This window comes from Humibacillus sp. DSM 29435 (assembly GCF_001758225.1).
Lineage (GTDB): Bacteria > Actinomycetota > Actinomycetes > Actinomycetales > Dermatophilaceae > DSM-29435.
Map to the genome: position 1 here is coordinate 76,707 of NZ_MAST01000006.1, position 24,306 is coordinate 101,012.

Consider the following 24,306-nt stretch of genomic DNA (forward strand, 5'->3'; position numbering starts at 1 on the left):
GACTAGTCACTTCCTGCGCAGCACCGCGATCTCACCGGCGCTGATGATCAACGGGCGCTGGTAGGTGCTCAGCAGCACATAGCCCCGCGCTTCGAACATCGTGATGATGCGCGCCGAGGTCACCGGCTCGACCACCCCGATCTCGTGACCGTCGGACTTCTTCGGTTTGCCCTTGGTCGAGTTGAGCGACACCACGTAGCCCGGGCCGATCTCGCAGATGCGGTCGACGTAGTGCTCGACGACGTCGGGCTCCATCTCCTGGAAGGAGTAGGAGTTGACGAACACGTCGTAGCGACCGGTCAGGTCGGGCAGCCGCCAGTTGGGCAGGCACCCCGACTTCGGCACGTGCAGCTCACCGGTCTCGGCCACGTCGTCCGGACCGAGCACCCGGTCGCGACCGAACAGCTCGGTCAGGTAGTAGGTGCCGACGGTCAGCAGCGGCGGGATGTCGAGGTTGACGTACCGGGCCTCGGGGTCGCGCGACATCACGATCTCGCCGAGCACCCCGTAGCCCCCGCCGAGCTCGAGGAACGACCGGGGCGGCTCGGTGACGTGGCGGCTCAACGCGGCCAGGCACAGCAGGTAGTTCAGGTAGGGACGACCGTGACGGACGTCTGGAGCAGGAGAGACGGAGTAGCGCTGGGGGGGCTCGCCGACGGTGCTCTCCCCGAACCCCTCGAGGTCGAACGGCCAACGGTTCTGGTCCCAGCCGAGTCGGGCTGCGTCGAAGTCACGCCCGGCTTCGACACCGCCGGTGAGCGACTTGCGCAGCCACTGCGCGGTCACCCGGGGGTTGATCTCCTGGGCCCGAGGGAGCAGTGCGTCGATGCGTGCGTAGCTGAAGCCGTTGCCGTAGACGGGATAGAACCAGAAGCCGGCTGTCGGCCACGACTTGAAACGGCTCAGGCCGTGCCCTCGCATGTCGGCCAGCAACTGCTCGAGGCCAGGACCCCAGAAGTTCGTCGGTCGGTAGCGCGGATCGCAGTCTGCGAGCCCCTCGAGGGAGCGGGCGGTCATCGCCTCCCATCGCGGATCCTCGTCCGACCGGTCGTGGATGCCGTGTTGGTCCGGCGGTCGCGGAGCGGGGGCCGGCTCACGCGCCGGGCCCGGTTGGGCGGATCCGGGAGCAGGGGCGCCGACTCGGCTGAGACGGCGTCCGACCCGGTGTGCGAGGCGATGATGGAAGGGGGCGATGGCCACGCGTCGAGGGTAGGTGACGTGGCCGTGGTCCGGGGGTGATCCACCACACGATTGTGGCTAGGGTGACTGCCATGGCCCGACGAAGCGCTAACGCAGGTCCCAAGGTTCTCGCGATCGTGCTCGCTGGAGGTGAGGGCAAACGGCTCATGCCGCTCACGGCTGACCGGGCCAAACCCGCGGTTCCGTTCGGTGGCATCTATCGGCTCATCGACCTGGCCCTGTCGAACGTCGTCAACTCCGAGTACCGCAAGGTCGTCGTGCTGACGCAGTACAAGTCGCACAGCCTAGACGCGCACGTCACCCGCACCTGGCGCCTGTCGACCCTGCTCGGCAACTACATCACCACCGTGCCCGCGCAGCAGCGGGTCGACAAGAACTGGTTCCTGGGCAGCGCCGACGCGATCTACCAGAGCCTCAACCTGGTCCACGACGAGAAGCCCGACATCGTCGTGGTCGTCGGCGCCGACCACGTCTATCGCATGGACTTCAGCCAGATGGTCGAGCAGCACATCGAGTCGGGCGCGGCCTGCACGGTGGCCGCCATCCGGCAGCCGATCTCGATGGCCGACCAGTTCGGCGTCATCGAGGTCGACCCCGAGCAGCCCACGAAGATCGCTGCGTTCCGTGAGAAGCCGAGCGACCCGGCAGGGCTCCCCGACAACCCGAACGAGATCCTCGCCTCGATGGGCAACTACGTCTTCACCGCCGATGCGCTCGAGGCAGCCGTCATCCGCGACGACGTGCGCGAGGGCAGCAAGCACGACATGGGTGGCGACATCGTTCCCGACTTCGTCAGCCGCGGAGAGGCTGCGGTCTACGACTTCGGCGAGAACGACGTTCCCGGCGCCACCGACCGCGACCGGGCCTACTGGCGCGACGTCGGCACGATCGACTCGTACTACGACGCCCACATGGACCTCATCTCGGTGCACCCCATCTTCAACCTCTACAACTACGACTGGCCGATCTACACCAGCCACAGTCCCTACCCGCCTGCCAAGTTCGTGCATGGCAGCGGCGACCGCATCGGCGAGGCGCTCAACTCCGCAGTGTCGCCGGGAGTGGTGGTCTCTGGCGCGCACATCTACTCGTCGGTGCTCTCGCCCCTCGTCCGAGTGCACTCCTACGCCAGCATCCAGGGCTCCGTGGTGCTCGACGGCGTGACGGTGCATCGCCACGCCCAGATCCGCAGGGCCATCATCGACAAGAACGTCGTCGTGCCCGAGGGCGTTCACATCGGGGTCGACCACGAGCACGACCGCGCTCGGGGCTTCCACGTCACCGAGAGCGGAATCGTCGTTGTCGGCAAGGGGCAGGTCGTCACCGCGTGACCCGACCAACGTCGGGATCGAGCCGAGACGGAGACGCTCATGACCGACGAGACTGCGCCGCCAGCCAGCGCCGCTGACCCCCGGCCGGCCCGGGTCGGCATCCAGGTCCCACCGCAGCACGCCTCCTACGCGGACATCCGGCGCACCTGCTCGCGCCTGGAGGAGATGGGCGCCGACCTGCTTTTCGGGTGGGACCACTTCTTCCCCCTGAGCGGCGACCCCGACGGGCCGCACTTCGAATGCTGGTCGATGCTCGGCGCCTGGGCCGAGGCCACCGAACGGGTCGAGATCGGGGCCCTGGTCTCGTGCAACAGCTATCGCAACCCGAACCTGCTGGCCGACATGGCGCGCACCGTCGACCACATCAGCGGCGGGCGACTCGTGCTCGGTATCGGGTCGGGCTGGTTCGAGCGCGACTACGACGAGTACGGTTACGACTTCGCCACGGCCGGTGCCCGGCTCGACGCCCTCGAACGTGACCTGCCGGTGATCCGCGACCGCTGGCGTCGGCTCAACCCACGACCGACCCGCGACATCCCGGTGCTCATCGGCGGCGGGGGCGAGAAGAAGACGCTGCGCATCGTGGCCGAGCACGCGAACATCTGGCACGGTTTCGGCGACGCCGAGCAGATCGCGCACAAGCACCGGGTGCTCGATCAGTGGTGCGCCCGCCGCGGCCGTGACCCGCTCGAGATCGAGCGGTCGGCCGGGGTGGCCTTCGTGCCGGGGCGCAACCCTGACCAGAGCGCCGACTACGCCCAGAACGCGCAGCAGCTGCACGACATCGGCACCCGCCTGTTCACGGCGAGCGTCGCCGCGACCTCGCCCGACCTCACCCGGGTGCGCGACCTGCTCGCGTGGCGCGACGAGGTGAACGCCAACCAGAGGGTGCGTCGATCCTGACGGATGACGGATGCCGGATGCCGGATGCGTCGGCCAGCCCGTCGCGTGACCTCACTACCCTGACGGGGTGATCGAACCGAGCGGCGCTGAGGGCATGGACGGCATTGACGGCATGGACGGCACTACCGAAGACGGCGTCACCTCGGGCAGTGCCGAGAGGCGTGACAGCCCAGCGACCCCCCATACCCTCAGCATCACGGTCACGGGCCTCGACCGGCCCGGGGTCACTGGGGCCCTGCTCAGCGCGCTCGCCGACGTGGGCGCCGAGGTGCTCGACATCCAGCAGGTCGTCGTGCACGGCCACCTGACCCTGGCGCTCGTGCTGCGCCCCGGTGCGCACGCCGAGCAGCTTCGCGATGCGGCCGCTGTGGCGGCCCACCGGCTGGGACTCTCGCTGGGCGTGGTGACCGGCACGGGTGACAACGCCCGCCCCAGGCACGGCCGGGCCGCGGTCGTCGTGCTCGGTGCGCCGCTGGGGGCCGATGCCGTGTCGCTCGTCACGAGCCGAATCGCCGAGCACGGGGCGAACATCGACCGCATCCGGCGGCTGTCGCGCTACCCCGTGACCACCGTCGAGTTCGACATCTCGGGGGCCGATGTACCCACGTTGCGCACCGAGCTCACCCGGGCCGCCGCCACCGTGGGCATCGACATCGCGGTGGCTCCCGGCGGTCTGGCCCGGCGCGGGCGACGGCTCGTCGTGCTCGACGTCGACTCCACCCTCATCCAGCAGGAGGTCATCGAGCTGCTCGCGGCGCACAGCGGCCGGGAGGCCGAGGTCGCGGAGGTGACGGCCCGGGCCATGGCCGGTGAGCTCGACTTCGAAGAGTCGCTCCGGGCCCGGGTGGCCACGCTGGCGGGCCTGCCGGCATCCGTGCTGGAACAGGTCCGAGCCGAGGTGGTGCTCACCCCCGGGGCCCGCACGCTGGTGCGCACCCTGAAACGGCTCGGCTTCACGGTGGGGCTCGTCAGCGGTGGGTTCATCGAGATCGTCGGCGCCCTCGCCGAAGACCTCGGAATCGACCATGTCCGCGCCAACCGGCTCGAGATCGAGAACGGGCGGCTCACCGGGCGGGTCGTGGGCGACGTCGTCGACCGGGCCGGCAAGGCGCTCGCGCTGCGGGCCTTCGCCGAGCAGGAACAGCTGCCGCTCAGCCGCACCGTGGCCATCGGTGACGGCGCCAACGACCTCGACATGCTCGCCATCGCCGGGCTCGGGGTCGCGTTCAACGCCAAACCGCTCGTGCGCGAGCGGGCGCAGACCTCGGTCAACGTGCCCTACCTCGACTCGGTGCTCTACCTGCTCGGCATATCGCGTGAGGAGATCGAGGAAGCCGATCTCGATGACGGCACGCCGACCCTGGCTCCGAGCGTCGACCACCGTGATCACTAGGCTGGCCCGATGCAGTCCCCGGCAACAGTGCCCGTCACCACGAGGTCGGTGCAACGCACGCTCCTGATCATCGGAGGAGCCGAGGACCGCATCGGGCGGTCGATCGTGCTCAAGCGCTTCGTCAAGCTGGCCGGCGGGCGTCGCTCGCGGATCGTGCTGATCCCCACCGCGTCGTCGTTCGCCGGCGAGGTGGCGCAGGCCTACCGTGACGTCTTCACCCGGCTGCGCGGGGGTGAGGTCACGGTCGTCGACCCGGTGACCCGCCGAGACGCGAACGACCCGGAGATGGTCGAGGCCCTCGACGCCGCCACCGGTGTCTTCATCACCGGCGGCAGCCAGGTCAAGCTGGCTCAGAACATCGTCGGGACTCCGGTCGGCGACGCCATCCTGCGCGCGCACGACCGCGGCGCGGTCGTCGCCGGCACCTCGGCCGGTGCTTCCATCATGAGCCGCTACATGATATCGCTCGGCGAGGAGGGGGTGACGCCCCGGCAGCGGGTCAGCCAGATCTCGGCCGGACTCGGTCTCGTAGAAGACATCATCATCGACCAGCACTTCGACCAGCGCGGCCGTTACGGGCGCCTGATGTCGATCGTGGCGGCGTCCCCGAGCCTGCTGGGAATGGGCATCGACGAGAACACCGCAGCCGAGATCCGTGGCGATGCCACGATGACCGTCATCGGCAGCGGTGCCATCTTCCTGGTCAACGCCCGGAACGCGATCACCGACGCTCCTGAGGCCCGCCGAGGCGCGCCCCTGCTCGTGTCCGGAGCGGTGGTGCACTCCCTGCCCACGGGCAGCACCTTCGACCTGGGCGAGGTCGAGCTGACCGACTTCATCGAACGGCACCCCGACATCGAGGGCTCCGTCGTGCCGGCTCAGGTACGCACCGAACGCACCCGCAGCACCGCTCACTGACCACGGTCGCTGCGCAGGTCATAGGGTCGTCTCCGGGACGTTGTCAGCAAGGCCGTCCGCCACCACCGCGTCGATCGTCCAGGAGGAGCTCCATGGCCGTAGAGGTTCCCACTCCCACCGGGCCGGCCAGGCCCGAACTGCGCATCCTGGAGACCCGGATCTACCGCGGCGGCAACATCTGGAGCTACCAGCAGGCGATCCACCTCGTGGTCGACCTCGGCATCCTCGAGCAGTACCCGAGCGTGTCTCTGCCCGGGTTCACCGACCAGCTGTTGGAGGCGGTGCCCGGCCTCGCCCGACACACCTGCTCCCTCGGGCGCAAGGGCGGTTTCGTCGAGCGGTTGCGTGAGGGAACCTGGCTCGGGCACGTGGCCGAGCATGTCGCCCTCCAGCTGCAGACCATGGCAGGGCACGACCAGCGCCGAGGCAAGACACGCGGGGTCAAGGGCAAGCCGGGCCAGTACAACATCATCTACGGCTACACCGACGAGAGGGTCGCGGTCGCAGCCGGGCGTCTCGCCGTGCGGCTCATCAACCACCTGGTCGAGGCCGAACCGGAGTTCGACTTCGAGACCGAGCTCAACGAGTTCCTGCGTCAGGCCGAGCGGGTGGCGTTCGGTCCGTCGACGAACGCGATCCTGGAGGAGGCCGCCTCCCGCGACATCCCGTTCATCCGGCTCAACTCGGCCTCTCTCGTGCAGCTGGGCCAGGGCGTGCACGCCCAGCGCATCCGCGCCACGATGACCTCGAAGACGGGCGCCCTCGCCGTTGACATCGCCGGCGACAAAGACCTCACGACCACCCTGCTCGGCTCTGCGGGCCTGCCCGTGCCGAAGCAGGAGGCGGTGCGCACGCTGCGCGGCACGCTCGACGCCGCCCACAGCATCGGCTTCCCCGTCGTGATCAAGCCTCTCGACGGCAACCACGGGCGCGGGGTCTGCCTCAACCTGCAGAGCGACGCCGAGGTGGAGAAGGCCTACGACATCGCCAAGGGCGAGTCGAAGCGCGGCACGATCATCGTCGAGTCGTTCGTGACCGGCCGCGACTACCGCTGCCTGATCGTCGGCGGAAAGATGCAGGCCATCGCCGAACGGGTCCCAGCCCACGTGGTCGGCGACGGCGCCCACACCGTGGCCGAGCTCGTGGAAGTGACGAACGCCGACCCGCGCCGCGGCGTCGGGCACGAGAAGGTGCTGACGAAGATCAAGGTCGACGACGCCGCCCTCGACGTGCTCGCCGGTCAGGGACACACCCTCGAGTCGGTCCCGTCTGAGGGCGAGATGGTCAAGCTGGCCCTCACGGGCAACATGTCGACCGGCGGCATCTCGATCGACCGCACCTTCGACGCTCACCCCGACAACATCGAGATCGCCGAGGAGGCGGCCCGCATGGTCGGCCTCGACGTCGCCGGCATCGACTTCATCTGCCCCGACATCACCTTCCCGGTGCGCGAGACCGGCGGCGCCATCTGCGAGGTCAACGCCGCGCCCGGCTTTCGCATGCATACCCACCCGACCATCGGCGAGCCGCAGTTCATCGCCAAGCCGGTCGTCGACCTGCTCTTTCCGCCCGGGTCGCAGTCGCGGGTGCCGATCGTGGCGGTCACCGGCACCAACGGCAAGACGACGACGTCACGGATGATCGCCCACATCTTCAAAGGCCTGGGACGCAAGGTCGGCATGACCTCCACCGACGGTGTCGTCATCGATGAGCGCCTCGTCATCAAGGCCGACGCCTCAGGGCCTCGCTCCGCCCGGATGGTGCTGCAGAACCCCCGCGTCGACTTCGCCGTCATGGAGGTCGCCCGCGGCGGCATCCTTCGCGAGGGCCTGGGCTATGACCGCAACGACATCGCCGTGGTGACCAACGTGGCGCCTGACCACCTGGGCCTGCGCGGCATCGACACGCTCCGTCAGCTGGCCGATGTCAAGGCCGTGGTCGTCGAGGCCGTGCCCCGCAACGGGTTCGCCGTGCTCAACGCCGACGACCCCAACGTGCGCAACATGCGGCGCCGGTGCTCCGGAGAGATCGTCTGGTTCACGATGGCCGAGCCCGGCAGCGAGATCCGCGACTTCGTCGACGACCACTGCCGCCGCGGCGGCCGTGCCCTCGTGCTCGACCCGAGCGACCGCGGCGACATGATCGTCATCAAGCACGGACGCCGCAGCATGCAGCTGGCCTGGACCCACCTGCTGCCGGCCACCTTCGGCGGTGCGGCCCGCTTCAACGTCGCAAACTCGCTCGCCGCCGCCGGGGCCGCGTTTGCCGCGGGGGCCCCACTGCACGACATCCGCCAGGGGCTGCGCACCTTCTCTACCTCCTACTACCTCTCCCCCGGCCGACTGAACCTCATCGAGGTGGGCGGCGCCAGCGTCTTCCTCGACTACTGCCACAACGCTGCAGGCATGCGCGAGCTCGGTGCCTTCGTCGACCGCTACGCCGAGCAGCTGCAGCTGCAGAACGACCTCGCGCGCACGTCCCGCATCGGCATGATCGGGGCCGCCGGTGACCGTCGCGACGACGACATGCGCGAGCTGGGAGAGGTGGCCGCCCACCACTTCGACGTCATCGTCATCCGCGAGGACGAACGGCTCCGGGGGCGCAAGCCGGGTCAGACGGCCCAGCTCGTCGCCGAGGGGGCGAAGGCCGCCATGGCGGCCGGCGCCCGGTGCCAGCAGGTCGAGGTCGTGCTCGACGAGCTCGGCGCCGCTCGGCACGTGCTCGCCCGCACCAACCCCGGAGACCTCGTGGTGCTGTGTGTCGACCAGCACGCCATGATCGCGGCCGAGCTCGAGGAGCGCACCAAGCACGCCCAGGCCGGTGCCCACGTTGGCGACGGTGTGGGCGCCACCAGCGACCCCGACCTCGACCCGGGCACGCTCACCTCCTCGGCCGCGGCGGAGGGCTCCGAGGCCTCCGACGAGGCGCTCGCCACCGTGCCCAACGAGATCGAGGAGAAGGTCGACGACACGGCCATCTGAGCCGGATGCCGTTGCATCCGCCAGGCTGAGCTGTGGCGGGTGCAGCGGCACGACGCCGTGGCCGGCGGTGTCGCTGCCGTCGTCTAGCGTGCGGAGGAGGTCGTAACCAACCGCTCGCTGCGGCTACCGAGACGGAGGCTTTCCCATGACTGAACTGCGGGTCGAGACCGAGGTGCTCGGGCCGTGGTCACTGGCCATCAGCCGAACGTTCTGGGAGGGCTTCACGCCCGCCGCGCTCCCCGGGAGGGCGGCAGACACGACGCTTCGAACCGTCTTCCTCAATGAGCGAGACTGGTCGCGAACCGAGGTCGGCGTGAGCCAGCAGGGCGCCACCGCGAGGATCACGGTGTCCGGCGGCGGTGACCTCGAGGCCGCTGCGGCTCAGGTGTGTCGTTTCCTCTCCCTCGACGTCGACGCGCGCACCTGGCCCGCCGTGGGTGAGCGCGATGCGGTGGTCGCCGACGCACAGCGGCAGCTGCCGGGCCTACGGCCCTGCGGTTTCCACTCCCCCTTCGAAGCGGCCGCCTGGGCGGTCCTGTCGCAACGGGTGCGCATCGTCCAGGCGGCCCGACTGCGGAACGACCTCATCCACGAGCATGGTGACGACGGCGCCTTCCCGCCGCCACAGCTGTTGCGCACCCTCGAGCTCGACCTACCCGGCCGCAAGAGCGAGTACCTGCGGTCGGTCGCCGAGGCCGCCCTCGACGGACGCCTCGACGGGCCGACCCTGCGCGCCGACGATCCGGCCGAGGCCGTGAACAAGGTGCTGCAGATCAGGGGCCTGGGGCCATTCTCGGCCGAGCTCGTCGTGCTGCGCGGGGCCAATGCCCCCGACGCCGTCCCGACCCACGAACCTCGCCTCGAGGCCGAGGTCACCCAGCGGTACGGGCCGCACCACGATCTCGCCGAGGTGTCGCAGGCCTGGCGACCGTTCCGCACCTGGGCCGCGGTCTACTTGCGGGCCCTACGAGAACAGCGCGAGCATCCACCCGTCGAGCCGATCGTCTCCGCGAGCTGACCCGACAGGGTGGGGCCGTGCGTTTCACCCCCGGAAGCGTGCGCCGCCAGGACGTTCCTCACGCGAAGGAGAATACGCGACGGCTCTCACGCGACGGCTCTCACGCGACAGGGTTCGCCGCGGCCGCCAGCTGGTCAGCCTGGTTCAGCAGAGCCTGCCGATAGCTCTGAGTGTCCGAATCGGACGTCGCCTCCAGGGTGGCCCGGATCAGGTCGGCCACCGCCTGACGCTCCTGGCCGAGGTCGGCCTGCACGAGAGCCCGCAGCACGATCGCTGCGGTGTGATGTGGCCTGGCCTCGAGCACGTCGTCGACCAGGGACTGTGCCTCGAGCGTCTTGCCCTCGAGGCGCAGACTCGAGGCGATCTGCAGCTGGGCTCGGTGGCGGTGTGGCTCCTTCAGCCCGGCCTCCAGAGCCTGCTGGTAGCTGGCCAGTGCAGCCGAACCGTCACCGGCCGCGTCGTGTGCACCCGCCAGCTCGAACAGGAGCCGTCCGTCACCGGGGTGGGCCCGGGCCAGCTCCACCGCGGTCACGACCCGGGCAGCGGCATCCGGGATCTCCCAGAGGGCACCGATCTCGGCCTCGAGCTCATGCTCCCCCCGAGCCGCCACGACCTTGCGACGGATGGTCCTGGCGTCGTCGACCTTCCCACCCTGCTCCCGGATCCAGCCGTCCACGGCCTCTCGTTCGGCGTGACACATCAGGGCGATGACGTCGCCGGCCTGGGTACCGCGCACGAGGGCCTCCAACGACGACAGCTCGGTGTCGAAGCCGGGCACGTCGAGCACTCCCACCCTGGCCAGACCCTCCCGGAACAGGCCGAGCAAACCGTCGACCTCACGACCGCGCAGGTAGTGGTGCACCACCTTGAGAACGACCTGGTCGGCGTCTCGACCGGCGATCTCACCCATGGCCACGATCGCCTCGTCGGGGCGGTCGCCGGCGCAACCCAGGCTGAGGCGCACCGATCCGCCTGGTGCCGTAAGGCCTCGGGCCACCTCGAGCAGGGCTTCGAGGCCGGCCTCGTTGTGGGCCATGTCCATGATCACGGTCGCCTTGCCGCCGGATGGCAGCGGCAGGGAGTAGGTGTTCATCCGCCCCCAGTTGTGCTCGGGGTCGGGCGCGAAGGTGCGCAACCCCTCGATTACCGCGGCACGCGCCACCCCGAGTCCGAGGGCGGCCGCGGCACCCGCGAGCGCGTTGGCGATGTTGTTGGTCGACAGGCCGCTCAGCGTCATCGGCACGTCGACGATGCGCACGAGCCGGTCAGGGTCGCCGTTCTGCGACAGCACGACGATCTCGCCGTCGAGCACGGTGATGCCGCGCCCACCCATGTTGATCGACTCCCACAGCGCCGGGGACGACGGGTCGAGGCTGAGGGCCCACGGCTTGGCCTTGATGCCGTGTCGCATGGCCCACACGCGCGGGTCGTCGCCGTTCAGCACCACCCAGCCGTCGGGCTTGGTGATCGTCGTGACGATCGCCTTGACCTCGGCGAGCTGGTCGAGGGTGTCGATCCCCTGCAGACCCAGGTGGTCGGCGCTGACGTTGGTCACGACGCTGACGTCGTTGGCCGTCACGCCCATGCCCCTGAGCAGCATGCCGCCCCGGGCGGTCTCGAGGATGCCGATGTCGAGACCCGGTGTCTCGAGCACCCCACGGGCGCCGGCCGGGCCGGAGAAGTCGCCGGCCTCCTTGGTCTCGCCCATCACGACGATGCCATCGGTCGAGCTCCAGGCCGTGGTGAGACCAGCGGTCATACACATATGCGCCATCAGCCGCGTGGTCGTCGTCTTGCCGTTCGTGCCCGTCACCGAGACCACCGGAACCGCAGGGGTGATGACGGTCGGCCCCGGCCCGTCAGGTGCCTCGATGATGACCGAGGCCACCTCGTCGAACACCTCGTCGACCTCACGGGTGCCATCGAGCAACTCAGCGAGCAACACGCCGATCTGTTCACCGGCGACCTGCCCACGCGTGCGATGAGCCCAGGGGAAGGCGAGCACCACGTCGACCGGTTCACGGCCCGCCCGCACTCGCACCCCGAGCCGCCCGGCGCCGACCTCAGTGCCGAGGCGGCGGGTGACGTTGCGCATCACTCGCATCACGAACCGCTGTCGCAGCTCAGAGCCACGCTTGCCGGGTCGCGCCGAGCGCATCCCGAGGCGGCGCGCCAGAGCCTCGCACTCGGTGCGGCGCAGGTCGAGGTAGCCGGGCAGGTGCAGGCTCACCTTGATCGCCGGCCTGGCGAAGTAGAGGTTGGGGCCATCGAGTACGCGAACCTCGTCGACGTGCACCCTGGGTGGCCTGGAAGGTCGGCCCGCGGCATCAGACATGAGCAGGAGCCTAGCGATCAGCGCCGCCTTGACGCGCCCGGATCCCGGTCGGGTCTCTGATCCGTTCGGCAGCCCGCGCGAGGCAGCCGATGAGGGCTACTGGCCCATGGCGTGCACGCCGCCGTCGACGTGCACGATCTCGCCGGTGGTGGCCGGGAACCAGTCGGACAGCAGGGCCGCGCACGCCTTCGCGGCGGGTACGGGGTCGTTGACGTTCCAACCCAGCGGGGCCCGCTTGTCCCAGGTCTCCTCGAACTGCTCGAAGCCTGGAATCGACTTCGCGGCCGTGGTGCGGATCGGCCCGGCCGCGACGAGGTTGCACCGCACCTGCTTCGGCCCGAGGTCACGGGCCAGGTAGCGGCTGGTCGACTCGAAGGCAGCCTTGGCCACCCCCATCCAGTCGTAGACCGGCCAGGCGAACTTGGCATCGAAGGTGAGCCCCACGATGCTGCCGCCCTCACCCAGCAGCGGCAGGGCCGCCGTCGACAGCGACTTCAGGCTGTAGGCCGAGGCGTGCAGGGCGGTCGACACGTCGTCCCACGTGCCTTCCATGAAGTTGAAGGCCCCCTGAGGGGCAAAACCGATCGAGTGCAGCACGCCGTCGAGGTGGTCGACGTGCGCTGAGAGTCGCTCGGCGAGGCTGTCGAGGTGCTCACTGTCGGTGACATCCAGCTCGAGCACCTGCGGGGTCTCGGGCAGTCGCTTGGCGATGGTCTGGGTGATGCGCATGGTGCGACCGAAGGAGGTGAGCACGACGTTGGCGCCCTGCTCCTGTGCGATCTTCGCCACATGGAAGGCGATCGAGCTGTCCATGAGCACGCCGGTGACCAGCAGGTTCTTGCCTTCGAGGATTCCCATGTCTGCGACCTTCTCATGTTGTGGCGCCGGTGACGGCGAGGCTGGTGGTGCAGGTTCGGCGGTTCTGGGCGTCACGGCATCCGGACTGGATGCCGTAAGCGATGCCCTGGGCGGCCGAGGACGCCGGCTGAACCGACTAGTGGCCCATCCCGAGCCCACCGTCTACCGGGATCACGGCGCCGGTGATGTATGCGGCCGACTCGCTCGCGACGAAGCGCACGACCTCGGCCACCTCGTCGGCGGTGGCGAACCGGCCGGCCGGGATCGCGCCCACGTAGGCCTTCTTCTGCTCCTCGGGCAGCACCGCGGTCATCTCGGTGTCGATGAAGCCCGGGGCCACCACGTTTGCGGTTATGCCGCGACCCCCGAGCTCGCGGGAGATCGACCGGGCCAGCCCGACCAGGCCGGCCTTCGACGCGGCGTAGTTCGTCTGACCTGCTCCGCCGTAGAGCCCGACCACACTCGAGATGAACACGATTCGACCGCGACGCTTGCGGATCATGCCGGTGGCCGCCCGTCGCGCGCACCGGAACGCGCCGGCCAGGTTGGTGTCGATGACCGCGTCGAAGTCGTCGTCGCTCATGCGCATGAGCAGGGTGTCGCGGGTGATGCCGGCGTTGGCCACCAGCACCTCGACCGGCCCCCCGAAGATCTTCTCGGCCGCGGTGAAGGCGGCGTCGACCGAGGCCGTGTCGGTCACCTCGCACGTGACGCCCTCGAGCCCCTCCGGTGGCACCCCCGACCGGTGGGTGATGACGACCCGGTCGCCGGCGGCGGCGAAGGCTCTGGCGATGGCCAGCCCGATGCCGCGGTTTCCGCCCGTCACGAGCACGTTGCGTGGTTCGGTCGTTGCCACCGTTCTCCTTCTCACATCGTTCCGGCACGGGTCGCTGCGTCCGCTGCCTGGCTGTCGAGGGTTCGTTGCCAACCCGCAACCTAACGGACTACTTACGGGTAGCGCGCAGGCTGCTCGAGCCACGCGCTTGTGCGGGCACGGACGTAAACTGGAGACATGGGAACAGTCAAGCAACCAGTGGTGCAGACGGTCACCTCTGCCGCCTCTTCGGCGAACGATGACCAGAGCGCCCGGATGAAGCGGTACCTCACCATGATGGGGATCCGCATTCTCTGCTTCGGGTTGCTGTTCGTCACCACCGGCTGGCTTCGGTGGGCCGCCATCATCGGAGCGGTTGCCCTCCCCTACTTCGCGGTGATCGTGGCCAACGCGGTACGGCCTCGCACCGTGGGCACCATCCAGTCGGTCACCCCGCAGGACGACCCCACACGCCGCCTCGAAAGGTGATGCTCCAGCTCGTGCCTTCGGCTGCCGAGCCCTCAGTCTGCAGCGCCAAGGGGTGCCGTCGCCCCGGTCTTCACGCGGTCGTCTGGCGCAACCCGAAGCTGCACACCCCGGAACGGCGAAAGGTATGGCTGGCCTGCGACGACCACCAGGGCTCGTTGTCGGACTTCGTGGCCAAGCGAGGGTTTCTCATCGAGGTCATTCCGGTCGACCGGCTGACGGACGCTGACGGCTGACCTACGGCGCTCAGCCGCCGATGGCCGACATGGGGCGGTCGGGCTGCACGAAGTCGGGGTCGTCGATGCCGTGACCGGGCTTCTTGCGCCACATCTCACCGCGCACCAGGCCGAGCAGCTCGTCGTCACTCGCCCCGTCGCGCAACGGGCCGCGCAGGTCGGTCTCGGTCTGCGAGAAGAGACAGTTGCGCACCTGCCCGTCGGCGGTGAGCCGGGTGCGGTCGCAGGCCGCGCAGAAGGGTGCACTGACGCTGGCGATGATGCCGACGGTCGCCGGCCCCCCGTCGATGAGGAACCGCTCGGCCGGCGCGCTGCCCCGGTCAGCGGTGGGTAGGGGGGTGAGGGTCCACCGCTCGGAGAGCCGCTCGCGGATCTCGTCGGCCGAGATCATGTCGTCGCGATCCCACGCGTGCTGCGCATCAAGCGGCATCTGCTCGATGAACCGCAGCTCGTAGCCACGCTCGAGGCACCAGGCGAGCACGTCGGAGACCGCCTCGTCGTTGACCCCGCGCATGGCGACCGCGTTGACCTTCACCGGGGTGAGACCGGCCTCCGCCGCCGCCCGCAGGCCGGCCTCCACGTCGTCGAGTCGGTTGCGGCGGGTCAGGATGGTGAACGTCTCGGCGTCGATCGTGTCGAGGCTGACGTTGACCCGATCGAGGCCCGCGGCGGCCAGCCTGGTAGCCACCCGCTCGAGCCCGACCCCGTTGGTGGTCATGGCGATGCGAGGCCGTGGGTCGAGCGCCGCGATGCCCGACACGAGGTCGACCAACGAACGGCGCAACAGGGGTTCGCCACCGGTCAACCGCACCTGCGTGATGCCGTCACGCACGAAGATGCCGATGAGCCGCAACAGCTCTTCGTCGGTGAGCATCTCGTCCTTCGGCAGCCAGGGAAGGCCGTCAGCAGGCATGCAGTACGTGCACCTGAGGTTGCAGCGGTCGGTCACCGAGACCCGCAGGTCACGGGCCACGCGCCCGAACTGATCGACCAGGCCGCGGGGCCGGGTCGTCGGATCGGGCAGGCGCGTCATGTGCCCCACTCTACGTTGGGTACCGTCGAGTGGTGTTCCGTATCTGGCTCACGCGGCGTTGGCTGCTCGCCACCCTCGTCGCGATCGGCTTTGCCGTGGCCTGCTTCTACCTCGGGCGCTGGCAGTGGCACCGCCACGTCGAGCAGCGCACCAAGGTCGAGGCCATCGCGACCAACTACGGCGCCGCCCCGAGGCCGTTGGTCGACGTGCGCGACCTGAACGCCTTGACGCCTGAGCAGCAGTGGATCCGCGTCACTGTCTCGGGCACCTACGCCGTGGGCTCCGACGTCTTCGTGCGCAACCGCACCTACGCCGACACGGTCGGCTTCGAGGTGCTCACCCCCTTCACCACCGCCGGTCGCACGCTGCTCGTCGACCGAGGCTGGGTTCCGAACGCGGACAATGCCGAGACGGTTCCGCCGGCCGACCCGCCACCCGGTCAGACCACCCAGGTCACGGGCTGGCTGCGCACCGGGGAGCCGAGCCTGGGGCGGAAGCTCCCTCCCCCCCAGCTCTCCAGCATCAGCATCTCGGAGGCTCGACGACTGCAGCCATCGGTCGACCCGGTCGACGTGTATCTAGTGCTTGGCTCTCAGGCGCCCCCCGCGACGGCGGGCTCGCACCCGGTGCTGGTGCTGCCCAAGCCGGAGGAGGACCTGGGCCCGCACCAGGCGTACGCCTACCAGTGGTGGCTCTTCATGCCCGGCGGGCTGGTCTTCATCTTCTGGGCCATCCGTCACGAGTGGGCAGCGAAGCGGGCCACCGACCCGACCCGTGAGCTCGAGCCCGCGCGGGCCAAGAAGGTGCGCATCTGGGACGAGGAAGACGCCTGACTCCCCCGCCGTAGAGTGGCCACTTTCGTACTGCGCAGTTGGCACCTTCGAGGGCTCCGAGGTGCCCGACGCACAGCACATCGCGCGGTTGGCACCTCTGGAGCTCGGCAGGTGCCGACCGCGCACCCGCCGAGCCAGAGTCACCCAGTCGAGTGGCCAGTTTCGTTCATCGTCAGTGGGTTTCGTGGCCGGGGCAGTGTCAGTGGTGGCCTCTAGGGTTTGAGTCATGAACACGAAGGGTTCGCTTCTCGAGAGGCTCCGGGAGCAGCTGGCCGACCTCGAGTCGAGCCAGCGTGCCACCGGTGGCACCGCGGCGGCCGGGTTCTGGTCCACCCCCAGCCCGGATGCCGCAGAGCCGGCTCCGTCGGACGCCGCTGAGCCCGCACCCGGTGACACTGACCCAATCTCGCCGGGTGCTGCCTCGTCGGGTTCGGCCGGCGAGGAGCAGCCGGTACGGGAGTTCCCGGCGCCGTTGACGATGCACTGGGCGAACTGGTCGAACGTGTCCGGGGCGTATGCGTCGGGGTTCGCGTTCGCGGCCGCGAGCCTGGACCGGCCTCAGATGGAACCGGCCCGGATGACCGAGGCCGACCTGCTCGAGTTGGTGACCCAGCTCGGCGCCGTGCAACACCATCGCGAGGTGAGCCTGGTGCGCCTGGTCACTCAGCTCGAGGCCCGTGGGGTGGCTTCCCCGGGCGGGTTGTGCCGGGTCGACTGGCTGCGCACGGTCGACCCCACTCTGACCGCCAGCGCAGCCAAAGCGGTCGTCACGTGTGGGGACGCGTTCAACGAGCCCCGCTGGACCCAGTTGCGTGAGGCCGTCACCGGCGGAACCTCCGGCAACACCGGCACCGCGGCTAGGGCCAGTCAGGCCGAGCGGGTCACCGTCGGTAAGGCCGCACAGGTCATCGACTTCTTCCACCACCTCAAGCCCGTGGCTGACCCCGACGACCTCAAGCAGGCCGTCACCCACCTGACCGACCAAGCACCCGGTCTGCGGTGGGAACAGCTCGCGAAGCTCGCGAGGGAGCTGTCCGACCAGGTCCGGCCCCCGAAGAAAGCGGACGAGCACGACCAGAAACGCCGCGACGGCCGCGGCCTGTGGTTCACCAGCCCCAACGCGGCCGGGATGGTCGGAATGACCGGCACCCTCGACCCCGAAGGCGCCGCAACCCTCAAAGCCGCGATCGACCCCCTCGCCGCGCCGTGCCCCCTGACCGATGAAGACGGGGTGAGAATCGAGGACGACCCCCGACCACCCCACCAACGCCGGATGGACGCCCTGCTCGACCTCGTCGCCCGCGGCGTCACCGCCCCCGGTCAGGCACCGAGCACGGACAAGGCCAAGATCGTCGTCACCATCAACTTCGAGGCCCTACGCGACTTCCTCGCGCACGGCTGCCCACCCGACTGGGCCACCCGCGGCGGCGGCAAGGGCTCGGCCGGGAAGAACGGTGCGACGGGCAAGGGCGGGAGCGGGTCGTGCCTGTCCGGGGACGTGCTCAGCGCGGCCATCGTGCGCCGGCTGGCGTGCGACGCCGCCATCATCCCCGTCGTGCTCGGCTCAGACTCCCAACCACTCGATGTGGGTCGGGAAGAACGCCTCGTCACCCGCGCCATGCGCACACCGCCCTCTGGCTCAGAGACAAAGGCTGCTCCTTCCCGGGCTGCTCCACCCCCGCGCAGTGGACCGACGCCCACCACGTGCGGCATTGGATCGACGGCGGCACCACCTGCCTGGGCAACCTCGCCCTGCTGTGCCGGCGACACCACATCTACGTCCACGACAAGCACCTCACCGCGACCATCACCACCACCGGGGTCACGTGGCACACCTGGCAACACTGGCGCACCCGCGTCAATGTCCGATGCTGACATCGGCCACTCGATTTCGTCTCCGGTCCGTCGTCAGAGACGTGGGCGGTCAACGGTGGCAGCCCGTATGGACGGCTCGGAAGTCGCTCACACAGGGTCAAGGGCCTGCTCGTCGTGCCGCGGCGCGCCCCTGGTGTCGAACTGCGTGGCGTGCAGGAGGGCGTAGAGGCCCCCCGCCGCCAGGAGGTCGGCATGCCGACCGGTCTCGACGACCCGCCCGCGCTCGAGCACCACGATCAGGTCGGCCTGACGGATCGTGGAGAGGCGGTGGGCGATGACGATCGAGGTGCGACCCTCGAGGGCAGCGTCGAGGGCTCGTTGTACGGCCGACTCCGACTCGGAGTCGAGATGCGCGGTGGCCTCGTCGAGCACGACGACGTCGGGCGCCTTGAGCAGCAACCGGGCGATCGCGATGCGTTGCTTCTCACCGCCGCTGAGACGGTGCCCGCGGTCACCGACCACGGTGTCGAGCCCCTCTGGCAGCTCGTCGACCAGCGCCCTGATCTGTGCGGCATCGAGAGCGGCCTCGATCTCGGCTTCGGTCGCCTCGGGTCTCGCGTAGAGCAGGTTGGCCCGGATGGTGTCGTGGAAGAGGTGGGCGTCTTGGGTGACGACTCCGACCCGGTCGCGCAGCGACTGCATCTGGGCGTCGCGCAGGTCGACCCCGCCGATGCGCACAGCGCCCTCCGTGGGGTCGTAGAGGCGTGCGACCAGCGAGGTAAGGGTCGTCTTGCCCGCTCCGGACGGACCGACGAGCGCCACGAGCTGGCCCGGGGCGGCGGTCAGCGACACGTCGTGCAACACCGGTCCACCGCTCTTGCGGTCACCGGTGGCCGTCGACTCGAGCGACGCGAGCGACACCTCGTCGGCCGACGGGTAGCGGAAGGTCACGTGGTCGAACGAGACCCCGAGGGGCCCGGCCGGCAGCGGCACGGCATCCGGCCCCTCGGCGACGAGCGGCTTGAGGTCGAGCACCTCGAAGACCCGCTGGAACGACACCAGGGCAGTCATGATGTCGACACGCACGTTCGAGAGCGCCATGAGGGGGGCGTAGAGGCGGCCGAGGAGGGCGGCCAGCGCTAGGAGCGTGCCCACCGTCAGCGTGCTGTTCACGGCCATCACGCCGCCGAAACCGTAGACCATCGCGGTCGCCAGCGCGGCCACGAGGGCCAGGGCGGCCATGAAGATCGAGCGGTTGACCGAGATGAGGATGCCGATGTCGCGCACCTTGTTGGCCCGCTCGGTGTACTCAGCCTCCTCCCTCTGCGGCACCCCGAAGAGCTTGACCAACAGGGCGCCGGCCACGTTGAACCGCTCGGTCATACGGGTACCCATGTCGGCGTTGAGGTTCATCTGCCGCGACGCCAGGCCGGCCAGACGCCGGCCCATCACCTTGGCCGGAATGACGAACAACGGAACGAGCAGCAGGGAGCCGAGCGTCAGCTGCCACGACAGAGCGAGCATCGCCCCGATGATGAGCACGACCGAGACGATGTTGCTGACGACGTTCGACAGCACCGAGGTGAAGGCTTGCTGCGCACCGATGACGTCGTTGTTGAGCCGAGAGACCAGCGACCCGGTCTGGGCCCGGGTGAAGAAGGCGATGGGCTGTCGGAGCACGTGACCGAAGACCTCGTTGCGCAGGTCACTGATGAGCCCTTCGCCGATCAACGACGAGTACCACCGGGAGATGACCGTCATGAGCGCGTCAGCGATGGCGATGGCAGCAACGAGGAGGGCGAGCTTGACCACCACGGAACTGTCTTTGGGAATGACGCCGCGGTCGACGATCTCTTTGAGCAGCAGGGGGATCGCCACCACGAGGGCGGAGTCGAGTACGGTCACGGCCAGGAAGGCGATGATCGAACGTCGGTACGGGCCGGCGTAGGTGAAGATGCGGCGGCGCAGCCCCGGCGCCAGCGGCGCGTCGGTGACCTTCGCGTCGCGCGACATCGACCTCATCGCCATCCACGGTTGCATGCCCATGCCGGCACCTCCTTGCGTCTCCCCCGATCCAACCGCACCGCACCGACAGTGATTCCCGATGCTGACCTCAGACCTCGGTCAGGGCGAGCAGGGAGCCGCCGCCATGGCGACAGCGCGACAGCGCGACATCGCTCAGGCGGGAGAAGCCGTCCGGCCCATGAGCAGCGGCACCTGGGCGGAGCGCTCGGCGCCGGCCTGCTCGGCGGCATCGTTGTCGATCGCCGCTCGTAACAGCGGCTTGAGGGCACGCACCGCGTCACGCGAGGTGAAGAGGATGCCGTCGACCAGCGACTGGGTGGCCTCGGCGAGGTTGGCCGCCGGCACGATCGAGTTGACCAGGCCGATGGAGTGCGCCTCCGGGGCGGTCACCGGTCGTCCGGTCGCGCACATCTCGAGGGCCCGGGCGTAGCCGACGAGGTGCACCAGAGGCCCGGTCCCTCCGAGGTCGGGCACCAGACCGAGGCTCGTCTCACGCATCGCGAACCACGCGTCGAGAGCGGCGACGCGAAGGTCCGCAGCCAGCGCGAGCTGGAAGCCGGCGCCGATGGCGTGGCCGTGAACCTGCGCAATCACGACCGCGGGGCACTGGGCCCAGGCGGTGAAGCCCTCCTGGTAGGTCGCGATCGCCCGCTCAGCGGCATCCACCCCACTGGCCGCGATCTGGTCCATGCGTTCCTCGCCGGGGACCCCTTCGGGGGAGAACATCGCGGTGTCGATACCGGCCGAGAACGAGACTCCTGCTCCCCGCAGCACCACGACGCGAATGTCGTCACCGACGGCCCGGGCCTCATCGGCCAGAGCGGCCCAGAGTGACGGGGTCTGGGCGTTGCGACGGTCGGGGTTGTTCAGGGTGATGGTGCGGACCGGGCCGTGGGTCTCGACGAGCAGGTGCGGGTGCGTCATGGGGGCAGGCTACCGACCTGGTCGGTGGGGCGAGGGAGCGCCCGGCCGTTGGCCGAACCCCCTCGGGAGACCACTGCCGGTCAGGCGGCGGCCGCGAGCGGCGAGACCACGCCCAGCACGCCCCACCCGGTCACGGATGCCGGCTGGACCACCCGCACGCGAAAGACCCGCGCACAGTCGAGGCACGACCAGACCGCGGTCGGGTCGGGGAACGGCGAGAGGTCCTCGCCTGCGCAGAACGGGCAACGGAGGTGGTGGTGGTCGGGCATGACCCGAGTGTGGCGACTGTCCTCAGCACTCGTCAATAACCATCCATTATCTGAACAGATAGTTATGGTTATGCGAGTTCGATGAGATCCATGTAGTCAGGGCCCCAGAGGTCCTCGACACCGTCGGGCAGCAACAGGATCCGTTCCGGCTCCAGCGCCTCGACCGCTCCCTCGTCGTGGGTCACCAGCACGACCGCACCCTCGTAGGTCGACAGCGCCCCCAAGATCTCCTCCCGGGAGGCCGGGTCGAGGTTGTTCGTGGGTTCGTCGAGCAGCAGCACGTTGGCGGCGCTCACGACGAGAAGCGCCAGTGAGAGCCGGGTCTTCTCCCCGCCCGACAGCACCCCCGCCGGCTTGGTGACGTCGTCTCCCGAGAACAGGAACGAACCCAGCACCTTGCGCACATCGGTCTCACCGAGCTCGGGGGCGGCCGACTTCATGTTCTCGAGCACGGTGCGCCCGACCTCGAGGTTCTCGTGCTCCTGGGCGTAGTAGCCCAGGCGGAGGCCGTGACCGGCCTCGACCTCACCGGTGTCGGGCGCGTCGACGCCGGCAAGCATGCGCAACAGCGTCGTCTTGCCGGCCCCGTTCAGCCCGAGCACCACCACCCGCGAGCCGCGGTCGATGGCCAGGTCGACGTCGGTGAACACCTCGAGCGAGCCGTAGGTGCGCGACAGTCCTGAAGCCCGCAACGGGGTCTTGCCGCACGGCGCGGGTTTGGGGAACCGCAGCTTGGCGACCTTGTCGTGCTGACGCTCGCCCTCCACGCCCGACATGAGCCGCTCGGCCCGCTTGATCATGTTCTGCGCCGCGGTGGCCTTCGTGGCCTTGGCTCGCATTTTGTCGGCCTGGGCCATCAGCGCGCCGGCCTTCTTCGTAGCGTTCGCGAGCTCGCGTCGGCGCCGCTTCTCGTCGGTCTCGCGGGCCTGCAGATAGGTCTTCCAGTTCACGTTGTAGACATCCAGCGCCGAGCGGTTGGCGTCGAGGTGGTAGACCTTGTTCACCACCGCACCGAGCATCTCGCCGTCGTGACTGATGACGATCAGTCCGCCCTTGTAGGCGCGCAGGTACTCGCGCAGCCAGGTGACAGAGTCGGCGTCGAGGTGGTTGGTCGGCTCGTCGAGCAGCAGGGTCTCGTTACCGGAGAAGAGGATCCGGGAGAGCTCGACCCGCCGCCGTTGACCACCGGAGAGGGTGCCGAGCGGTTGACCGAGCACGCGGTCGTCGAGGGCCAGCGCACTGGCGATCGTGGCGGCCTCCGACTCGGCGGCATACCCGCCCTGGGCCTCGAACTCGGCTTCGAGCCGGGTGTACTTGCGCATCGCCTTCTCGCGCACCGCCTCGTCGTCGCTGCCCATCCGGGCCTCGGCCTCAGTGCGACGCTTCACGATGACGTCGAGCCCACGGGCCGACAGGATGCGGTCGCGCGCGAGCATGTCGAGGTCACCGGTGCGGGGGTCCTGCGGCAGGTAGCCCACCTCCCCGGTGCGGGTCACCGTGCCGGCTGCTGGGGACCCTTCCCCCGCGAGCACCTTGGTGAGGGTGGTCTTGCCCGCGCCGTTTCGACCGACGAGGCCGATGCGGTCGCCGGCATCGATACGGAAGCTCGCATCCTCGACAAGCAGGCGCGCGCCCGCACGCAGCTCGATCCCGGTGGCGACGATCACGGCAGTTCCTCCTTCAGGTGCCGCACTACGTCAGCGGCCGGGCAACCCCTCCATTCTGCCAGCGCTCAAGGGGTGCTCTCGACGCGTTCGACCCCTCACGCCCTGTCGAGCAGTTGTCGCCGGCCCTGCTCGGGTAGCGTGACCCCCCGTGAGCGCGCCCATCACCGTCCGTGAGATCACCCCTGCCGAGCATCTCGCGTGGCTGCGCACGCAGTCGACGGTGAGCTTTCTGCAGACCCCCGCCTGGGGGCAGGTCAAGACGGAGTGGCGGGCCGAGTCGATCGGCTGGTTCGAGGGCAGTCGCCTCGTCGGGGCGGCGCTGGTGCTGCACCGCCCCCTCCCGCGTATCGGTCGCTCGCTCGCCTACATCCCGGAAGGCCCGGCGATCGACTGGGCCTCCCCTCGGTTGCTCGAGATGCTGCGGGCACTGCGCGACCACCTTCACCAGGGCAAGGCGTTCGCGCTGCGCATCGGTCCGCCCGTGGCCACTCACCGCTGGCGCGCCCTGACCATCAAGGACGGCATCAGCGACTCCCAGGTCAGCCGCTACGACGACGCGGTGCCGGATGCCGTCGAGCCGGTCGGAGAGAATGTCGTCGAGCTGCTCGGTCGGTTGGGCTTCCGTCACCTGTCTGCCGATGACGGCTTCACCACCGGCCAGCCGGAGTACGTCTTTCGCATCCCGCTGGCCGGGCGCACCGAAGCCGACGTGCTGTCGGGCATGAACCAGCTGTGGCGGCGCAACATCAAGAAGACCGCCAAGAACGGGGTGCAGGTGCGGGTGGGCGACGCCGGCGATATCGCGGCGTTCCATCGGGTCTACGTCGAGACGGCCGAGCGCGACCGCTTCACCCCGCGGGGGTGTTCCTACTTCGAGCAGATGTACGCGGCCATGTCGGCGGAGGACCCGGACCGGATCCGGGTGTATCTCGCCGAGCACGAGGGCGACCTCCTGGCGGCCACCATCTACATCCGGGTCGGTGACCACGCCTGGTACTCCTACGGAGCATCGACGGCCGCCAAGCGCGACCTGCAGGGGTCGACGGCGATCCAGTGGCGCATGCTGCGTGACTCCATCGCCGCGGGCGCCAGCGTCTACGACCTACGCGGCATCACCAACACCCTCAACACCGACAACCCGCACATCGGCCTCATCCGCTTCAAGGTCGGTACCGGCGGCGAAGCGGTGCGCTTGGTCGGAGAATGGGACCTTCCCCTCAACCGGCTTCTCTACAAAGCCTTCTCGCTCTACATGAACCGGCGGTGA

At 69.4% G+C, this 24,306-nt stretch carries 20 protein-coding genes; 11 read left to right on the top strand and 9 right to left on the bottom strand.

The genetic code is table 11. The features are described from left to right. Positions 1-6 precede the first annotated feature (6 nt). The gene (locus BA895_RS05710) at positions 7-1,017 is read right to left on the bottom strand and encodes a putative sugar O-methyltransferase (protein ID WP_070190935.1); all 1,011 of its coding nucleotides are present in this window, start codon (positions 1,015-1,017) and stop codon (positions 7-9) included. A gap of 254 nt (positions 1,018-1,271) precedes the next feature. On the opposite strand from BA895_RS05710, the gene glgC reads away from it, so the two are divergent. The 6 genes from glgC to BA895_RS05745 all read left to right on the top strand — a co-directional run bounded on the left by glgC (position 1,272) and on the right by BA895_RS05745 (position 9,744). Continuing rightward, positions 1,272-2,531 carry a glucose-1-phosphate adenylyltransferase gene (glgC, locus tag BA895_RS05720; protein WP_070190937.1) on the top strand — a complete coding sequence of 420 codons (1,260 nt, stop codon included), beginning with the start codon at positions 1,272-1,274 and terminating at the stop codon, positions 2,529-2,531. Between the two features lie 39 nt (positions 2,532-2,570). Next, positions 2,571-3,434 (top strand): LLM class F420-dependent oxidoreductase, encoded by an 864-nt coding sequence (locus BA895_RS05725; protein ID WP_070190938.1) that lies wholly within the window; start codon positions 2,571-2,573, stop codon positions 3,432-3,434. Positions 3,435-3,501: 67 nt separating this feature from the next. Then, positions 3,502-4,827, top strand: a complete 1,326-nt coding sequence (gene serB, locus BA895_RS05730; protein WP_254666342.1) for a phosphoserine phosphatase SerB — start codon at positions 3,502-3,504, stop codon at positions 4,825-4,827. A gap of 9 nt (positions 4,828-4,836) precedes the next feature. After that, positions 4,837-5,745 carry a cyanophycinase gene (locus BA895_RS05735; RefSeq protein ID WP_070190939.1) on the top strand — a complete coding sequence of 303 codons (909 nt, stop codon included), beginning with the start codon at positions 4,837-4,839 and terminating at the stop codon, positions 5,743-5,745. 92 nt (positions 5,746-5,837) lie between these two features. Then, on the top strand, positions 5,838-8,726 hold the full coding sequence (gene cphA, locus BA895_RS05740; protein WP_070190940.1) for a cyanophycin synthetase: 2,889 nt from the start codon (positions 5,838-5,840) through the stop codon (positions 8,724-8,726). Between the two features lie 145 nt (positions 8,727-8,871). Next, positions 8,872-9,744 carry a DNA-3-methyladenine glycosylase gene (locus BA895_RS05745; RefSeq protein WP_070190941.1) on the top strand — a complete coding sequence of 291 codons (873 nt, stop codon included), beginning with the start codon at positions 8,872-8,874 and terminating at the stop codon, positions 9,742-9,744. 100 nt (positions 9,745-9,844) lie between these two features. Here the strand turns inward: BA895_RS05745 and BA895_RS05750 are convergent, their stop codons facing one another. The 3 genes from BA895_RS05750 to fabG form a co-directional block, all read right to left on the bottom strand. After that, complete coding sequence (locus tag BA895_RS05750) at positions 9,845-12,079, bottom strand: tetratricopeptide repeat protein (protein ID WP_070190942.1); 2,235 nt, start codon at positions 12,077-12,079, stop codon at positions 9,845-9,847. Between the two features lie 96 nt (positions 12,080-12,175). After that, entirely contained in the window at positions 12,176-12,937 is a 762-nt protein-coding gene (fabI, locus tag BA895_RS05755; RefSeq protein WP_070190943.1) for an enoyl-ACP reductase FabI, read from the bottom strand. A gap of 136 nt (positions 12,938-13,073) precedes the next feature. Continuing rightward, the gene (fabG, locus tag BA895_RS05760) at positions 13,074-13,793 is read right to left on the bottom strand and encodes a 3-oxoacyl-ACP reductase FabG (protein ID WP_070190944.1); all 720 of its coding nucleotides are present in this window, start codon (positions 13,791-13,793) and stop codon (positions 13,074-13,076) included. Between the two features lie 156 nt (positions 13,794-13,949). Here fabG and BA895_RS05765 point away from each other — a divergent pair, with 156 nt between their 5' ends. Further along, the gene (locus BA895_RS05765; RefSeq protein WP_070190945.1) at positions 13,950-14,240 is read left to right on the top strand and encodes a DUF3099 domain-containing protein; all 291 of its coding nucleotides are present in this window, start codon (positions 13,950-13,952) and stop codon (positions 14,238-14,240) included. A gap of 11 nt (positions 14,241-14,251) precedes the next feature. Further along, positions 14,252-14,473: a hypothetical protein gene (locus BA895_RS05770; protein WP_371327695.1), complete on the top strand. Its 222-nt coding sequence runs from the start codon at positions 14,252-14,254 to the stop codon at positions 14,471-14,473. A gap of 10 nt (positions 14,474-14,483) precedes the next feature. Here BA895_RS05770 and moaA read toward each other — a convergent pair whose 3' ends face one another. Then, the gene (gene moaA / locus BA895_RS05775) at positions 14,484-15,506 is read right to left on the bottom strand and encodes a GTP 3',8-cyclase MoaA (RefSeq protein ID WP_070190946.1); all 1,023 of its coding nucleotides are present in this window, start codon (positions 15,504-15,506) and stop codon (positions 14,484-14,486) included. 32 nt (positions 15,507-15,538) lie between these two features. Here moaA and BA895_RS05780 point away from each other — a divergent pair, with 32 nt between their 5' ends. Beyond that, on the top strand, positions 15,539-16,339 hold the full coding sequence (locus tag BA895_RS05780; RefSeq protein WP_070190947.1) for an SURF1 family protein: 801 nt from the start codon (positions 15,539-15,541) through the stop codon (positions 16,337-16,339). A gap of 226 nt (positions 16,340-16,565) precedes the next feature. After that, positions 16,566-18,380, top strand: a complete 1,815-nt coding sequence (locus BA895_RS05785) for a DUF222 domain-containing protein (protein ID WP_070190948.1) — start codon at positions 16,566-16,568, stop codon at positions 18,378-18,380. Here the strand turns inward: BA895_RS05785 and BA895_RS05790 are convergent. From BA895_RS05790 to BA895_RS05805, 4 genes are all read right to left on the bottom strand, one after another. Continuing rightward, positions 18,302-20,200: an ABC transporter ATP-binding protein gene (locus tag BA895_RS05790; RefSeq protein WP_070190949.1), complete on the bottom strand. Its 1,899-nt coding sequence runs from the start codon at positions 20,198-20,200 to the stop codon at positions 18,302-18,304. The two genes, BA895_RS05785 and BA895_RS05790, sit on opposite strands and share 79 nt — an antisense overlap. A 132-nt stretch (positions 20,201-20,332) precedes the next feature. Further along, positions 20,333-21,103 (bottom strand): enoyl-CoA hydratase/isomerase family protein, encoded by a 771-nt coding sequence (locus tag BA895_RS05795; protein ID WP_070190950.1) that lies wholly within the window; start codon positions 21,101-21,103, stop codon positions 20,333-20,335. An 80-nt stretch (positions 21,104-21,183) separates the two neighbouring features. Next, a complete protein-coding gene (locus BA895_RS05800; RefSeq protein WP_070190951.1) occupies positions 21,184-21,372 on the bottom strand; it encodes a hypothetical protein in 189 nt (62 codons plus the stop codon). 68 nt (positions 21,373-21,440) lie between these two features. After that, positions 21,441-23,039, bottom strand: a complete 1,599-nt coding sequence (locus tag BA895_RS05805; protein ID WP_070190952.1) for an ABC-F family ATP-binding cassette domain-containing protein — start codon at positions 23,037-23,039, stop codon at positions 21,441-21,443. Between the two features lie 148 nt (positions 23,040-23,187). On the opposite strand from BA895_RS05805, the gene BA895_RS05810 reads away from it, so the two are divergent. Further along, positions 23,188-24,306 carry a peptidoglycan bridge formation glycyltransferase FemA/FemB family protein gene (locus tag BA895_RS05810; RefSeq protein WP_070190953.1) on the top strand — a complete coding sequence of 373 codons (1,119 nt, stop codon included), beginning with the start codon at positions 23,188-23,190 and terminating at the stop codon, positions 24,304-24,306.